General features: G+C 63.5%; 15 protein-coding genes. 4 read left to right on the top strand and 11 right to left on the bottom strand.

The window, feature by feature from the left end; genetic code table 11:
* Positions 1–15: 15 nt before the first annotated feature.
* Entirely contained in the window at positions 16–558 is a 543-nt protein-coding gene (locus PW947_RS01095) for a DNA-3-methyladenine glycosylase I (protein ID WP_299628881.1), read from the bottom strand.
* Positions 559–837: 279 nt separating this feature from the next.
* Here PW947_RS01095 and PW947_RS01090 point away from each other — a divergent pair, with 279 nt between their 5' ends.
* The gene (locus PW947_RS01090; RefSeq protein WP_299628879.1) at positions 838–1,983 is read left to right on the top strand and encodes an FUSC family protein; all 1,146 of its coding nucleotides are present in this window, start codon (positions 838–840) and stop codon (positions 1,981–1,983) included.
* A gap of 113 nt (positions 1,984–2,096) precedes the next feature.
* On the opposite strand, the gene PW947_RS01085 is transcribed toward PW947_RS01090, so the two are convergent.
* From PW947_RS01085 to PW947_RS01075, 3 genes are all read right to left on the bottom strand, one after another.
* Entirely contained in the window at positions 2,097–2,501 is a 405-nt protein-coding gene (locus tag PW947_RS01085) for a DUF427 domain-containing protein (protein ID WP_299628877.1), read from the bottom strand.
* Between the two features lie 326 nt (positions 2,502–2,827).
* Entirely contained in the window at positions 2,828–3,508 is a 681-nt protein-coding gene (locus PW947_RS01080; RefSeq protein WP_299628875.1) for a type 1 glutamine amidotransferase domain-containing protein, read from the bottom strand.
* 68 nt (positions 3,509–3,576) lie between these two features.
* The gene (locus PW947_RS01075) at positions 3,577–4,686 is read right to left on the bottom strand and encodes an alkene reductase (RefSeq protein ID WP_299628873.1); all 1,110 of its coding nucleotides are present in this window, start codon (positions 4,684–4,686) and stop codon (positions 3,577–3,579) included.
* A 143-nt stretch (positions 4,687–4,829) separates the two neighbouring features.
* Between PW947_RS01075 and PW947_RS01070 the strand changes: the two genes are divergently transcribed.
* A complete protein-coding gene (locus PW947_RS01070) occupies positions 4,830–5,735 on the top strand; it encodes a LysR family transcriptional regulator (protein ID WP_299628871.1) in 906 nt (301 codons plus the stop codon).
* A 17-nt stretch (positions 5,736–5,752) separates the two neighbouring features.
* On the opposite strand, the gene PW947_RS01065 is transcribed toward PW947_RS01070, so the two are convergent.
* Positions 5,753–6,772, bottom strand: a complete 1,020-nt coding sequence (locus PW947_RS01065) for an NADP-dependent oxidoreductase (RefSeq protein ID WP_299628869.1) — start codon at positions 6,770–6,772, stop codon at positions 5,753–5,755.
* Positions 6,773–7,000: 228 nt separating this feature from the next.
* On the opposite strand from PW947_RS01065, the gene PW947_RS01060 reads away from it, so the two are divergent.
* A complete protein-coding gene (locus tag PW947_RS01060) occupies positions 7,001–7,732 on the top strand; it encodes a winged helix-turn-helix domain-containing protein (protein WP_299628867.1) in 732 nt (243 codons plus the stop codon).
* Positions 7,733–7,735: 3 nt separating this feature from the next.
* Here the strand turns inward: PW947_RS01060 and PW947_RS01055 are convergent, their stop codons facing one another.
* Both PW947_RS01055 and PW947_RS01050 read right to left on the bottom strand, forming a co-directional pair.
* Positions 7,736–8,779 carry a DUF3089 domain-containing protein gene (locus PW947_RS01055; RefSeq protein WP_299628865.1) on the bottom strand — a complete coding sequence of 348 codons (1,044 nt, stop codon included), beginning with the start codon at positions 8,777–8,779 and terminating at the stop codon, positions 7,736–7,738.
* 284 nt (positions 8,780–9,063) lie between these two features.
* Positions 9,064–10,161, bottom strand: a complete 1,098-nt coding sequence (locus PW947_RS01050) for a hypothetical protein (RefSeq protein WP_299628863.1) — start codon at positions 10,159–10,161, stop codon at positions 9,064–9,066.
* 175 nt (positions 10,162–10,336) lie between these two features.
* Here PW947_RS01050 and PW947_RS01045 point away from each other — a divergent pair, with 175 nt between their 5' ends.
* A complete protein-coding gene (locus PW947_RS01045; protein ID WP_366146080.1) occupies positions 10,337–10,732 on the top strand; it encodes a DUF3303 family protein in 396 nt (131 codons plus the stop codon).
* A 30-nt stretch (positions 10,733–10,762) separates the two neighbouring features.
* On the opposite strand, the gene PW947_RS01040 is transcribed toward PW947_RS01045, so the two are convergent.
* From PW947_RS01040 to PW947_RS01025, 4 genes are all read right to left on the bottom strand, one after another.
* The gene (locus tag PW947_RS01040) at positions 10,763–12,463 is read right to left on the bottom strand and encodes a tetratricopeptide repeat-containing glycosyltransferase family protein (protein ID WP_299628861.1); all 1,701 of its coding nucleotides are present in this window, start codon (positions 12,461–12,463) and stop codon (positions 10,763–10,765) included.
* 178 nt (positions 12,464–12,641) lie between these two features.
* Positions 12,642–13,421 (bottom strand): enoyl-ACP reductase FabI, encoded by a 780-nt coding sequence (gene fabI / locus PW947_RS01035; RefSeq protein WP_299628859.1) that lies wholly within the window; start codon positions 13,419–13,421, stop codon positions 12,642–12,644.
* Between the two features lie 2 nt (positions 13,422–13,423).
* On the bottom strand, positions 13,424–14,602 hold the full coding sequence (locus PW947_RS01030; RefSeq protein ID WP_299628857.1) for an acetate/propionate family kinase: 1,179 nt from the start codon (positions 14,600–14,602) through the stop codon (positions 13,424–13,426).
* 9 nt (positions 14,603–14,611) lie between these two features.
* Positions 14,612–15,571: a phosphate acetyltransferase gene (locus tag PW947_RS01025; RefSeq protein ID WP_299628855.1), complete on the bottom strand. Its 960-nt coding sequence runs from the start codon at positions 15,569–15,571 to the stop codon at positions 14,612–14,614.
* Positions 15,572–15,583: the final 12 nt, after the last annotated feature.

Here is a 15,583-nt window from a genome sequence, read left to right as displayed (position 1 = left end):
CGGTGCCGCGAATCGTCAGCGCGGCCACACGCCCGAACTGCCCCGACGATGACTGTCGAGCAGATGCGTATCGACAATCCCCACCGCCTCCATCAGCGCATACATCGTGGTCGGACCGACGAACGCGAAGCCCTTCTTGCGCAACGCCTGGCTCAACGCAAGAGATTCCGCCGATTGCGTCGGAATTTCGCCGACCGTGCGCGGCTCGGGCGTGCGCGCGGGCTGGAACGACCAGACGAACTCGACGAGGCCGCCTTCATTGCGAAGCGCGATGGTCGCGCGCGCGTTGGTGATCGCCGCGACGATTTTCGCGCGGTTACGGATGATGGCCGGTTCGGCGAGCAGCCGGGCGATGTCGGTGTCGTCGAAAGCGGCGACGGTGTCGGGATCGAACTGGCGGAACGCATCGCGAAATGCGGGGCGTTTGGCCAGCACGGTCGCCCATGACAAACCCGCCTGGAATGCTTCGAGCGCAATCCGCTCGTACAGGCCGCGCTCGTCGCGTACGGGCATGCCCCATTCGGTGTCGTAGTACGCCTGGAGCAACGGGCTGTCCATCGCCCAGGGCGGTCGTGCAAGGCCGTCCGGACCGATGACGACGGTGGTCGGGCGTGGAGCGGAAGGGGGAGCGGTGCGTGCCAAGATAATCGTTCGGGTCGGAGTGCCGAAGCGCACGATACCCGATCCTGGCGTGCCCAGGTTGCGCTTACGTTGGCGGACGACGACGGCGCTCTGACGGCTAGGGGCGCATTGACGGCGGATATCCGTGGCTACAATGCGTGACCGGTTCGGATTTCCCGCACGCGCCCCGTGCGCCCGCTTTTTCAGGAGACATTCTTGGTCACACTCGACGCGCACGGTCGTCGTCCGTTTTCGTTACGCGGCCCTCGGGCGGCCCGGGCGACGCAAGCGGTGGTGTCGGTGGCAGTGTCGGTGCTGGTCGCGCATGCGCTTGGCCTCGCCGATACCTGGTGGGTCGCGATCACCGCATTCACGGTGACGCAGGCCAATCTCGCGAGTTCATCGCGGCGCGCGCTGTTGCGGATCGCCGGGACGCTGGCGGGCGCCGCGCTCGGCGCGCTGCTCGGTCCGTGGCTGGCCGGACATCCGGCGCTGTGGGCGACCGCTCTGGCGGTCGCGACCTGGGCGGGACTGTGGGCCGCGCTCACGCAGCGCCAGAGCTATGCGTGGGTGCTCGGCACGGTCACGTTCCTGATGGTGACGCTCGCCGCCGTTCATCAGCACGACACGCTGAACGCGTTCGCGCTGGCGCGTATCGTGGACGTCGCGGTGGGGTGCGGCGTCTGCACGATGGTCGCGGCAATCTGCGATCCGGTGTTTCGCGTCGTGCTGTTTCGCTCGCCTCGGGGCAAGCACGATCCGGCATCGGCGGCCAGCGGCGCGGCTGGTTTGACCAGTTCGGCCAGTGCGGCCAGCACGGTCGTGCCGGATGCTATCGCGGTGGAACGGCGCATTGCCGCGCTGCACGCACTCGACGGCGCGATCTGCGTCGGCTTGCTGGCGCTGGTCAGTCACGCGATGGACTGGCGCGTATTCCCTCAGGCGATGGTCACGACGCTCGCCGTGCTGGTCGTGCCGCTCGGCGCGGACCGTTTCGCCGCGCGCGCGGCCGTGTTCGACCGGATGACGCAGCGGCTCGCCGGCTGCCTGCTCGCGGGTGGACTGGCCGCCGCGCTGCTGCCGCTGGTGGGCGGCGTGCCGGTGATGTGCCAACTGGTGCTGTGCGTCGGCGTGTGGGCGGGCGCTTACGGCCAGGGCGGCGGGCCGCGATTCGGCTACTTGTCCACGCAGTTCGTGGTCGCGTTCATCATGGTTTTCGTTCAGGACCGCGGCTGGACGGCGGATTATCTGCGCGTCGCGGAACGGCTCGGCGGCGTCGCGGCGGGCGTCGCCGGACTGTATGCGGTGTGCTGGATCACACGATACGTCCAGATCCGCTGGCGGGTTCGCGCACGCCAATAACGACGCGGCGGTCCCGCACGGCGTGGCCCGCGCAAACGGACGAAGGCGTCACCCGAAACCGGCGCGACGCCTTCGAACGGTCATGCTGGCATCACGCGACCGTCATCGCGCATTCACACGCTTTCTTCGATCGAATCGACGCGATCCGCATAGAACGCGAGGTGATCCTTGATCTCGACCACCGCCGTGTACGGGCTTTCGTACGTCCACACCGCATTCACCGAGCGCTCGCCGCCGACGCCGATCGAGTAATACGCGCAATCGCCCTTGTACGGACAATAGGTGGCGTGGTCGGTGCGCGTCAGCAGCGACATGTCCGCATCCTTGCGCGGGATGTAGAGCACTGCCGGATATGTCGCTTCGCGAAGCGACAACGCGTCGCGCGTATCGGCGATCACGCGTCCCGCGACCGTGACCACCACCCGCGCGGGATGACGCTCGATCGTGATCGGATGATCGGGGCCGGGCACCTTCACCGTACGGGTTGCGCCGACAGCATTCGCAGTCTGACTGGACATGCTCGTTCTCCTTGCAGGAATCGCGTGATTACAGCCGTGGTTCGAGGCCTCGCTTCGATGTCACGCGTCAAGGCCGTGTTTGTGACACCGTCGCCGTTCAGCGATTCGAGCCGCCATCGATGCAGCATACGCCGACAGCGCGCTAACAGCGCGCTAACGGAATGCCCAGCCGTAATATAAGGCGACTATCGCAACGTATCCGGACATAAAGCCAGGCGGTGATGGTCCGAAGCAACCGGACACGACGCCGGGCGTGATCCAGACGCCACGAGGGTAGCGGCCGCAAAACCTGTTCGCTTCGGCCGCATCCGCTCAGCCACTGACAATCAGGATTGCGTCGGCTTCAGCAGATCGCGCATGGCTTCGCCCACGGCCGTCGCGGATTGCGGATTCTGACCGGTCACGAGCTTGCCATCGACCGCGACCGTGCGGGTCCATTCGGCGCCCGGCTGCATGTCGGCGCCGCGTTGCGCGAGCGTGCTGGACAGCAGGAACGGCACGACTTGCGTCAAGCCGACCGCTTCTTCTTCCGCATCGGTGAAAGCGGCGACTTTTCGCCCCGCAACGAGGTAGCTGCCGTCGTCGAGCGTCACATTGACCAAGGCCGCAGGACCGTGGCAGACCGCGCCCACGACGCCGCCTGCGTTCCACACGTCACGGGTTTTCGCGGTCACGGCCGCGCTCGTCGGGAAGTCCCACATCGCGCCGTGGCCGCCTGCAAAAAAGATCCCGGAATAAGCGCTTGCGTCGATATCGGCAAGGGCTTTCGACTGCGCAATCGCAGCGCGAAATTGCGCGTCGTTCCAGTAGCGTGCATTGGTCTGATCGTCGAGATCCAGACCATCGACAGGCGGCTCACCGCCCTGGATCGATGCGAACTCGACGGGTATGCCGGCTTCGTCGAGTACGGCGAGCGGATGCGTGACTTCGGACAGGTAGAAGCCCGTCGGTTCCCCGCTTTCGCCTTGGGTGCCGTGGCTGGTCATGACAAAAAGTACAGGTTTCATTCTGATGCTCGCGAGAGAGAAGAAAGGTTCGTGGATCGGTGAAGGGTCCGGACGGCGACGACGGTGTTTCAGACCGTTTCTGCGCCCGTGTAATGCGGGTAGTCGGTGTAGCCGTGCGCGGTGCCGCCGTAGTACGTGCTTTGATCGACCTTCGCGATCGACCAGCCGTGACGGAACCGTTCGACGAGGTCCGGATTGGCGATATACGGCGCGCCGAATGCCGCGAGGTCGATGGTGCCGTTGCCGATAAGGTCGCTGGCCTTCCGGAAATCGAGCCCGCCCGCGAGGATCAGCGTGCCGGAAAACGCTTCGCGGAACCGTTCGAGAAAGCCCTCGGGCATCGCGGGCGCGCCGCGGCTCGCCTGATCCATGATGTGCACATAAGCGACGCCGCGCGCGCCGAGTTCGCGGGCGAGATAGATAAACGTCTCGTCTTCGCCTGCGAAGTCGCCGAGTTCGTGAAGCCGCCCGAAAGGCGACAGCCGGATGCCCACACGCTCGGGTCCGATTCGCGCGATGCAGGCGTCCACCACGTCGAGCGCGAAGCGCGCGCGATTCTCCACGGTGTCGCCGCCGTACGCATCCGTGCGGTCGTTCACCGCGCCGTTGATGAACTGCTCGACCAGATAGCCGTTCGCGCCGTGGATTTCCACGCCGTCGAAGCCTGCGGCCACGGCGTTCTGCGCTGCATTGGCGAAGTCTTCGACGACGCGCGGAATCTCGTCGAGTGTGAGCGCGTGCGGCTTGCTCGCGGTCACGAAAGCCGGTTTGCCGGTCTCGTCGTAGCCGAATGCCGAGCTTTTCGCCGCTTGCACGGACGTCGAGCTGACCGGCGCGGCGCCGCCCGGCTGCAGCGACACATGACTCATCCGGCCGACGTGCCAGATCTGCGTGAAGATCGTGCCGCCGAGGTCGTGAACCGCGTCGGTGACGGTTCGCCATGCCGTGACCTGCGCATCGTTCCAGAGCCCGGGGCAATCGACGAAACCGTTGCCTTCGGGGCTGATCGGCGTGCCCTCGGTGACGATCAGGCCTGCGCTGGCGCGCTGCGCGTAATAGCGCGCCGTTTCGTCGTTGGGCAAATGGCCCGGCGCGCGGGCGCGCGTCATCGGCGCCATCACGACGCGGTTCCTGAGCATCCGGCCAGAGAGATCGTAAGCGTCAAAAAGTGTCGTCATTTCGTTTCCTGTTCGGTTTGCAACGGCGTTCGCGCGCAAGCGCGGCGGCACGTCTTCCAGCCATAAATTGCGAGACCCTCCGATTCCTTTTCCTAGCCGGTGCAATGGAATATCATTTGTGAATTATTTTCTCGAATGAGTGTATGGACAGTCGAAGCGGCGAAATGCGGGTGTTCACGCGGGTGGTCGAAACCGGCAGTTTTTCGTCGGCCGGCAGGACGCTGGAGTTGACCGCGTCGGCGGTCAGCAAGGTGATCAGCCGGCTTGAAGAGCGGCTTGGCGTGCTGTTGTTTCAGCGTTCGACGCGCCACCTCGCGATGACTGACGAGGGCAGGCTCTTTTACGACAGCTGCGTGCGCATCCTCGACGACATCGACGAAGCCGAGCACGGCATTTCCGACGGCATGACTGCGCCGCACGGCGCGCTGCGCATCAACGTGTCGATTCCGATGGGAACGCATTACATCGTGCCGCTGATGCCGCTGTTTACCGCGCGCTATCCGGGCATCAGGGTGGATCTGTCGTTGACGGACGCGGTGGTGGATCTTCAGCGCGAAGGCGTCGACGTGGCGGTGCGCACGGGTCCGCTGTCCGACGCGAATTTCCACGCCCGCAAGCTGGGGTCGACAGGGCGCGCGGTGGTGGCCTCGCCGGGCTATCTGGAGGCACACGGAACACCGCACAAGCCCGACGATCTCGAACAACACCGCTGCTTCAACTTCAATTTCAGGCGATCGCTGGACGAGTGGCCGTTCCGGATCGACGGGCGGACTTTTCACTTTCCGGTGCGCGGCGACATCCTGACGAACAACGGCGCGACCATGCGCCAGTTGACCCTCGCCGGACTCGGCATCAGCCGCCTTGGGCTGTTTCACATCAAGGACGATCTGGCGTCGGGACGGCTCGTCGAACTGCTGCCTTCGTACAATCCGGGCGACATCGAAGATATCCACGTGATTTTCAGCAGCCAGCGTCATATGACGGCGCGGGTGCGCGTGTTTATCGATTTTCTCGTGGAGACGTTGAGCCCGGCGTTGGCGTCCGGTTAGTCGACCCAAGACTCGACCTACAACGCGACAATCACCTTGCCGTCGTTCTTCCCGCCCAGCATCCCGATAAAAGTGCCAGGCGCGGATTCGAGACCGACCGATATATCCTCGCGATATCTGATCGTGCCGGCGCGTATCCATGCGCTCATCGCTTCTTCGAACTCCGCCTTGCGATGCGCAAAGTCGTAGACGATAAAGCCGCGCATCGTCACGCGATGCGTCAGTAGCGCCCGTACGAACGACGGTCTGCGGTCCGGTCCCGGAGGCGACGCGGGCAGCGTGTAGTCGGCAATCGTGCCGCACAGCGGGATCCGGCTGAAATCGTTCAGCATCGATGTCGCGACGGTGAGAGGGTGCCCGCCCACGCTATCGAAGTACACGTCGATTCCATTTGGGCACGCGTGACGCAATTGCGCTTCGAAGTCGGGGGCGCGATGGTCGACCGCTGCGTCGAAACCGTAGTCGTCGATCAGGCGCTTGCATTTCGTTGCACCGCCCGCTATTCCCACGGCACGCGCACCTTGAATCCGCGCGATCTGGCCGACCGCCGATCCGACGGGACCACTCGCAGCCGGCACCACGACGGTTTCGCCTGCCTGAGGTTTTCCGATCTCCGCGAGGCCGGTATAGGCGGTCATGCCGGGCATCCCCAGCACGCCCAGAAATGTCGACGGTGGCACATCGGCATACGGCAGAAGACGAAGATCCGAGCCGTCCGAGATCGCGTACTCCTGCCATCCGACCCAACTCAAAACCCGATCGCCGGGACCGAATGCGGAATGCCTGGACGCGACGACCTCGGCAACCGTTTCGCCGATCACGACATCCCCGATCGACAATCCCTTCGCATACGACTGCGCGTTCGTCATCCGGTTACGCACGTAGGGATCGAGCGAAAGGAACACAGATTTCAGCAGGACTTCCCCGTCGCCCAGTTCTCGCATTGGAGTCTGTTCGATCCGGAAGTGGCTGTCGCTGGGCTCGCCCTCAAGATATTTCGCCAGCACGATACGCCGGTTGATGATGGGATCCGCCATTGTCTTTTCTCCGTGAAGCGTTACGGTGAATGAGGGTTGAGTGCCCGGTCCGCACGTGACATGAATTGACATGTTTTTCCGATTTCTCGCGAAAAAGAACTCCGCTACATTCGGCGTCCTCGAATCTCGAAACGGCGTTCGACGTCATCGTGTCTGATTTCGCGGCCCTGTCATACCGCGACGCGGGCGTTGGCAATCGACGCATCTTCGCATGCCTATTCTGAACCGATGCCGACTCACCTTCTTGTCGTAGACGAAGACGCCGAACTGGGCCACGCGCTTCGCCGCTATCTGACCAACCCGGCGCTCGAAGTCCATGTGCTGCACGATGTGCGTGCGCTAGCTTATCGCGTCGAACGCGACCGGCCGGACATGATCGTGCTGACGCCGATGCCGAAAACCGGTGTCGGCGGTTTGTCCGCGTTGCGCAGGTTGCGCGAATCCGGCGACGAAACGCCGGTCGTCCTGCTGACCGGCACGGCGAACGACGACGAACGCATCGTCGGACTGGACAGCGGCGCGGACGATTGTGTGGCGAAGACATGCGATCCACGGGAATTGCTGGCGCGCATTCAGGCGGTGTTGCGACGGAACCGCCCGGCGCCGCCCGCGTCCGTGCCGCAAGTTCGTCTGCCGTTCAGGTTCGGCCGTTTCACGCTGGATTTCCAGGCGCGCGCGCTGACGCTCGACAATCAACCGATGGCCTTGTCTGCCGGTGAATTTGCTTTGCTGACGATTTTCGTCAATGCACCGATGTGCACGCTCAGCCGCGACCGTCTGCTGAAAACGATGCTCGGCCCGGAATACGACGTCAGCGATCGCGGCGTCGACGTGCGGGTCTGGCGTCTGCGCCGCATCCTCGAACGTGACCCGTCGTCACCGCGCTTGATTCAGACCGTCCGTGGACGCGGTTATATGTTCGTGCCGGACGGCGAGCGCGGTCTGGCGTCGATCGCTTGAGGATTAAGGTTTGTGCCGGGACGCAAGCCACGCGTCGGCCCGCTGCCGCGCATTGCGACGAAGGCTCTCATAGAAAATTCCGTAGTCGTTCAGATGGTAGCTGCCGGTGAGGACGCTCAACCTGTCGTGAAAGCCCGGCGGCGACGATGCCGGAATATCGACTTCCAGCAGCCCGTTGCGGCAAACGGCACCCGTTAAATTCGCAGCGAGATCGAGCGGGCCCGGCTTCTGTTCGACTGGGCGTCGCAGCAACGGCAGACTGCCCGGATTCGCCGCCGCAGGTGCGGACCCGCTCTCGTTCCACGTCAACGGATTCACGCAAATGGCCGGTTGCTGCGCGCGCGGTGTGTTTTCGCCGCGCCACCAATACGTCTTGCTATCGATCAAAAACCGCGCGCCCGAACGGCCGGTCTGACTCGTGTTGTAAGAGAGGACGCATCCGGTCTGGGTTGCACTATCGCAAGTCGGCAAGCCCAGGTCTCCGAAGTTGTCGGGAACGTATCCTCCGATCAGATACGCTGCCACCATTCTGCTTTGCAAAGGCGTGCCCAGGATCGCTTCCTGGAGAAGCCGGACCGCGTGCGTCGTCCCCTGACTATGCGACGCGATGATGAATGGGCGACCGTGATTCTCGTGAGCGATGTAGTAGCGGAACGCACGCAAGACATCGGAGTAGGCGAGTTCAACCGCCTGGTCGTCATTCAATGCGCGCAAGGTGGCTTGCCGGTATTGCGGAGCGAAGAGGCGGCAGCAACTGTTGAAGACGCTGACCTGTTGCACCAGAACCGCTGCGTTGAACGGCGCAACCGCGTCATAGCGGGCGTTGGTGATGCCGCCGCCCATGACCGTGGTGGGGTGAATGAAAAATACGTCCACACGCGCCAGATGGTCATTTACGGGCGCTTCGCCTGTCGGCGCGGCGTGTTCGAGACCCGGCCGGCCAGGAAATGCCAGCCACGCGTCGGGACGGCTGTAGTCGGGTAAAGGCGGCACGTTCGACGGGTCGAACGATTGCGCGTTGCTCATCAACGAACAACTGCCAAGCATGAACACGATCGCCAGAACGACGGCTCTCTGTACGCGTACAAACGGCATAACGGAACGCTCTCTAAAAGGTATCGGCGGATGTCGGCCACGCGGATACGCGGGACATTCAGGTGGACGCCCATATTCCGCCGCTTGATGGCGTCTGGCACGCCGTGACATGGATTGACATCAACGCTTACGTCGTCGAAATCTGTGGGATCGTTTCGCGTCCGTGCCGTGATCCGCTGAGGGTGTTCCTGGCCGCAGCCCGATCCGGTGCCAGGCAGTTGCGGTGACGCGAGCTTTCACTCCGGTGCGGCAGCACGGACGGCGCCGTTGCTGTCGTTCGAACTGGTTATTCCATCAATCTGCAAGCCGCGGGCGCCCAACGAATAGATCATCCGGATTCCCCGGTATCCGACGGCAATCGGTTGCTGATACGTGCGTCGCAGACTGATCGACGACGAGGTGGCCGTCCAAAGCGTCACGGCGACGCCCGATGCGGCCGATGCGGCAGCGCTAGTCGCCGCCGCTATTGCGTCGCTGGCCGCGCCCGACGCGGCCGCGACGCCGGCGGTGACGGGCAAGGTCGCGGTCTGAAGGGTTGCTCGCTGGATCGACGCGCTTAATGCGGCAGCGGCCTCTTCATTCAGCGTGACGTCGAACACGCGGCCATAGAACACTTCGTTAATTAATGTGACGACGAGTTTGCCGCTGCATGGTCGTCGTTTATCAGTCTGGCTTGCGAGAAATAATTTCGACGGCAATAGCGACGATTCATGAGATTCGAAAATCTTCAATAATGGCCCGGCTGGCATCGAATAAGAGTCGGCGACGCTAATATTGACGTTCGCGGATGCATTTTGTGTAAAGCTGGCGCCCATTGGCACCGGAAGTCCGGCAAGAGGAAATAGTGCGGAGATTTCTGCGCCACGCGCTGTGACATTGACGAAACCCGGAAATGCCACTTGTGATAACGGCAATTCATTTGAACCCGATTTCGGCGCAGTTGCCGGGACAAAGGTCGTCGCCGCGTCACTTGCGCCCGAGGCGGGCTGCGGATAGTCGGGGAATGCCGCGCGGTGGGTGTTGCGATCGACCAGCGTCTGGCTGAGAGCCGGGGTAGCAGCCAGGTCCGTGCTGGAAGCCGTTAGCAGGAACGGTTCGATCGATCCAGCCAGCAAGCCGATTCCCTGATATTTACTCGTGCGGTCGTCGAATTCGCACAGTGGAATAGTACGGATATCGCCGACGCGATAATCGGCGCTGGGTGGAAAAACCGGATAGATGCCAAGCTCGCGCATTGTGCTCGACCAGTTTCGACTGACATCGCCGGTCGTCGAGCATCCCGTAAACAGTAAACCGACGCACAGCATATGACCCGCCGCGGTAAGCAGTTTCATAAATTATCGGTTCCGTGGTTCGATGTTTATAAAAATATACTTAGTTTAAACATTGAGTCGAATCGATAATAAACGCGGAAAAACGGCTTTGTCACCTTTTTAATCTGCACGTTTCGCGAACTCGGGATAAACCCACTATCAATGCCACGCGCGCGATCTATTGTTAATCAGATATTTGAATCGCGGCCTGGCCGGATCGCATTCTGGACAGGTTTGGGGCTTTTTCCGGACGGCTTCTGTTTCACTGACTGATGAAGCCGCTTACGACCTGTCGCAGGAGCGTGCCATGAGATTTTTGGTGCAGTGGACTGGAGAACCGACGCGAGAACGCGAAACCACCGAGCGTTTTCTGAAAACCGGTGGACGGCCGCCCGAAGGCGTGCGAATGCTGGGGCGCTGGCATGCGATCGGTGAATCGCGTGGCGTGGCCATCGCCGAGACCGACGACCTCACCGCGCTTTCCCTTTGGGTGCTTCAGTGGAACGACTTGCTGACGTTCAAGATTTCACCGGCGCTGACCGATGAAGAGGCGGGGGCGGCGCTGGCCGCGAATCGCGCGGCAGCGCCTTGAGTCGCGCGGCGGTGCGCACGGTCCGACGGCTCACGCCGTTACGGTTTCCCCGAGCCATGTCGCGCACGCCGCTTTCATCCTGATCACCACGTCCGCCCACGTTTCGCCGCGAGCCTGCCGGAACAGCCGCATCGTTTCCGGATACCACGGCGAATCGTCGCGGTCGTGCATCCAGCGCCAGTCGATATCGCGCGCGGGCAACAGCAGCCAGCACGGCTTTCCCAGCGACGCCGCCAGATGCGCCATCGACGTATCGACGCAAATCAGCAGGTCGAGTTGTGCGATCACCGCTGCGCTGTCCGCAAAATCCGTCACTGTCGAGCCCAGATGCAGCAGTGGCATGCCGCCCGGCGCCGCGAGCGCTTCGTCCTCGCCCTGGCCTTTTTGCAGACTCACGAACTGCGCGTCCGGCAGCTCCCACAGCGGCGCGAGTGTTGATAGCGACGGCAGCGAACGATTCGCGTCGTTGTGATGCTTCGGGTTGCCTTTCCACACCAGACCGATCCTGACGCCGTCGGGCAACGCATCGAGCGAGGCTTGCCACGGCGCGTGCAGCGCCGGATCGTGCGGCACGTGCAGCGGCGCGGGAATCGCGTCGAAGCGGGTGCGCAGATGCAGCGGCGCGCTCAGCAGACTGGTCCAGTAATCGTGGCCGGACGCCTGTGCCTGCGCGGTGTCGTGATCGAGCACCGCATCGACGCCTTCGACGTTCGCCATCAACCGATGCAACGCCGGCACGCACGCGAGCGTGATATGGCGCGCCCCGGCCGCCTTCAGCAGCGGCAGATAACGGCCGAACTGGATCATGTCGCCGAGACCGTCTTCCTGCCACACCAGCACCGATTTTCCCGCCAGCGATTCGCCGCGCCATTGCGCGCAGTGCAGCAGGGCCCGCGTTTGTCCGTGGATGAATAGCGGATTGTCGTAGCGCGATTCGTAACGCTGCCAGCCTTCGTCGAAACGGCCGGTGCTGATCAGCAGCGTCGCGAGACCGAATTGCGCATCGCGATAGTCGGGACGCAACGCGAGCGCCTGACGGTACGCCGCTTCGGCCTCGTCGAGGCGGCCGCCTTCGCGCGTGACGCTGCCGAGGTTGTAATGCGCTTCGGCCAGACCGGGTTGCAGCCCGATCGCCATCCGGTAATGCACTTCAGCGTCCGACAGGTGGTTGAGCACCTGACGCAGATTGCCGAGATTGTTGTGCGCTTCGGCGGCGTCCGGGCGAAGCCGCAGCACCTGACGGTATTCGACTTCGGCTTCGGTCAGTCGGTCGGCGTGGAACAGCAGCAGCGCGAGGTTGTAGCGCGCGTCGGCATAACCGTCGCGCAGCAAAATGGCATGACGGTATGCGCGTTCGGCTTCCGGTACCCGTTTCAGCGCATACAGCACGGTGCCGAGATTGTTGTGCGCCTCGACGATGTCCGGACGCTGCATCAGCAACTGACGAAACAGCGCTTCGGCTTCGGCGAAACGGCCGAGACCTTTCAGCATGATGCCGAGGTTGTTGTACGAATCGATGAAATCGGGCTCGATTTCGATCGCGCGGCGCCAGTAGGTTTCGGCATCGGCCATTTCACCGACGCCAAGCGAGCAGACGGCGGCGATGTCCAGCGACTTGACGCGTTCGGCGTGTGCCGTGTCGGGCGACGCAAGCAGCGGCGCGAGCAACGCCAGCGCATCGGCGAAGCGACCGGACAGACAAAGCGACTGTGCTTGAACCAGAACTGCCATAACCCCGAATACCCACATGTTGAAGTCGATTGGGTTGCAGGATAAGGGACGCGCGGACGGTCCAAGCGCCAGATATGCGCGGATTTTTTTGGGTTATTCGTGAGATGGCGGTTACAAGTCTTTCATCGGCCGACGCGCGGATGTGCGGCGTGTGCGCCGCACATCCGCGAAACCCCCGTCAGTCCATGATGCTGACGCCGCCGTCGACGAAAACCGTGTTGCCGGTCATGCGCCGCGCGTAAGGCGTTGCAAGAAATGCGCAGGCGTAGCCGACGTCCATGATGTCGACCATTTCGCCGATCGGCGCGCGCGATGCGGCGTCGGTCAGCAGCAGATCGAAATCTTTCAGACCCGATGCCGCGCGCGTTTTCAGCGGTCCCGGCGAGATCGGATGCACGCGGATCCGGCGCGGGCCGAGTTCGTGCGCGAGGTAGCGGCAACTGGCTTCGAGCGCGGCCTTGACCGGGCCCATCAGATCGTAGTTCGGCACCACGCGCGTGGCGCCGAGATAGCTCATCGCGAACATCGAGCCGCCGTCGGTCATCAGCGGCGCGGCGAGCCGCGCCATCCGGATAAACGAATGGCACGAGATGTCCATCGCGGTCGCGAAGCCTTCGGCGGAACTGTTCAGCAGGCCGCCTTGTAGATCGGCTTTCGGTGCGAACGCGATCGAATGCACGGCGACGTCGAGCTTGCCCCATTTCGTGCGGATCGCGTCGAATACCGCTTCGAGCTCGCCGGGATTCGACACGTCGAGCGGCAGGAAGATCGACGCACCGACCGATTCCGCGAGCGGCGCGACATACGGTTTCGCCTTGTCGTTCAGATACGTGATGGCGAGCTCCGCGCCGAGTTCGTGAAACGCGCGCGCGCAACCCCAGGCGATCGAATGCTCGTTTGCCACGCCGACGATCAGCACCTTGTGGCCGTTGAACGGCTGGCCGGTCAGCTTGTCCATATTCAGCGCTCCAGTCGGTGGAAGGTGTGTAACGCGATCATCAGTTCCTCGTTGGTGGGAATCACCCAGACATCGACGCGGCTGTCGGCGGTGCTGATGCGCGGCCCGTGACGCGCGTTCGCGGCGGGGTCGATCGACACGCCGAGCCAGCTCGCCAGCTTGCCGACGCGCTCGCGCACCGCGGCGGCGCGCTCGCCGATGCCCGCCGTGAACACGATCGCGTCGAGCCCGCCGAGCGCCGCCGCCAGCGAGCCGAGTTCGCGCGAAATGCGATAGCAGAACAGATCGACCGCTTCGGCGGCGCGGGGGTCGTCGCTGTCGAGCAACGTGCGCATATCGCTCGAAATGCCGGATACGCCGAGCAGCCCTGAACGCTTGTAGAGCAGGGCGCTGATCGCATTCGCATCCATCTGCGCCTCTTCCATCATCCACAGCACGACGCCGGGATCGAGGCTGCCCGAACGCGTGCCCATCGGCAGTCCTTCGACGGCGGTAAAGCCCATCGTGCTCGCGACGCTCTTGCTCGCGGACATCGCCGTCATGCTCGCGCCGTTGCCCAGATGCAGCACCACGGTTTTACCGAGCGCAGCGCGCGCGTCGTAATCCGGCAGCGTGCGCGCGATGTACTCGTACGACAGACCGTGAAAGCCGTAACGCCGCACCCCGCGCCCGGTGATTTCCGGCGGTAACGCAAAGCGCGTGGCGAGGTTGGGCTGCGTGTGATGAAACGCGGTGTCGAAACAGGCGACTTGCGGCAGATCGGGATCGTGCGAGGCGATCGCGTCGATTGCCGCGAGATTGTGCGGCTGATGCAGCGGCGCGAGCGGAATCAGCGCTTCGAGTTGCGTCATCACCGCGGGCGTGATGCGCACCGGCTCCGTGTAGCGGCTGCCGCCGTGAACGATGCGGTGACCGACCGCGAGCAGATTCGCCCCTTGCGAATGGTCGCCGAGCCACGCGAGCAGGAACTTGATCGCCGCGTCGTGACCGAGACGCTCGCCTTCGGGCCAGCGCTTGTCTTCGATGGTTTCGCCGGATTGGCGTTTGACCTGAAAACGCGGATTCGTATAGATCTCTTCGAGCTTGCCGGCGGCCAGCGGCGTCAGCGTGTCGCCCGACACCGAAAACGCTGAAAACTTGATGCTCGACGAGCCCGCGTTGATCACCAGAATGACGTCCATCGCGGCTCCTCAGTTGACGATGGCGGCAGGCGTCGCGCGACGCGCCAGCGCCACCATCGACGCCACCGCGCACGACGCCAGCCGCGTGATGATCGAATCCGCGCGACTGGTCAGGATGATCGGCACGCGCGCGCCGAGCACGATGCCCGCGGCGTCCGCACCGGCCAGAAACGACAGGCTTTTCGCGAGCAGATTGCCGGCTTCGAGGTCGGGCACGACGAGGATGTTGGCGCGCCCGGCGACCGGCGACACGATGTGCTTGATCTGCGCGGCCTGCGGGCTGATCGCGTTGTCGAGCGCGAGCGGACCGTCCACCAGACCGCCGGTGATCTGGCCACGGTCGGCCATCTTGCACAACGCAGCGGCTTCGATGGTGGACGGCACTTTCGGATTGACGGTTTCCATCGCGGACAGAATCGCGACGCGCGCTTCGGGAAAGCGCAGCGCGAGCGCGAGGTCGATGGCGTTCTGGACGATATGGCGCTTGTCTTCGAGCGTGGGCGCGATGTTGATCGCGGCGTCGCTGATGATCAGCGCTTCTTCGTGACCGGGCACGTCCATCACGAAGCAATGCGTGATGCGCCGCTCGGTGCGCAAACCCGTGTCGCGCGCGACCACCGCGCCCATCAGTTCGTCGGTATGCAGCGAGCCTTTCATCAGCGCCTGCGCTTTGCCTTCATGCACGAGACGCACGGCGGTTTCGGCGGCGGCGTGGCTGTGCGGCGCATCGACGATCGGCAGCTTGCCGAGGTCGAGGCCGTGTTGCGCGGCAACGGCCTGGATTTTTTCGGTCGGACCGACGAGGATCGGCGCGATCAGACCGAGTTTCGCGGCTTCGATCGCGGCTTCCAGCGACTCGTAATCGCACGGATGTGCGACGGCGGTGGGCGTGGGCGGCAAGGTCGCCGCGAAGCTGACCAGACGTTCGTATTTTTCGCGTGCGTGCGGCTGTGGCTGCGTCGGTTGCATAGAGATGTCCTG

It is taken from the genome of Paraburkholderia sp. (assembly GCF_028283785.1).
Classification (GTDB): Bacteria; Pseudomonadota; Gammaproteobacteria; order Burkholderiales; family Burkholderiaceae; genus Paraburkholderia.
This window is presented reverse-complemented; position numbering and strand designations above follow the sequence as displayed.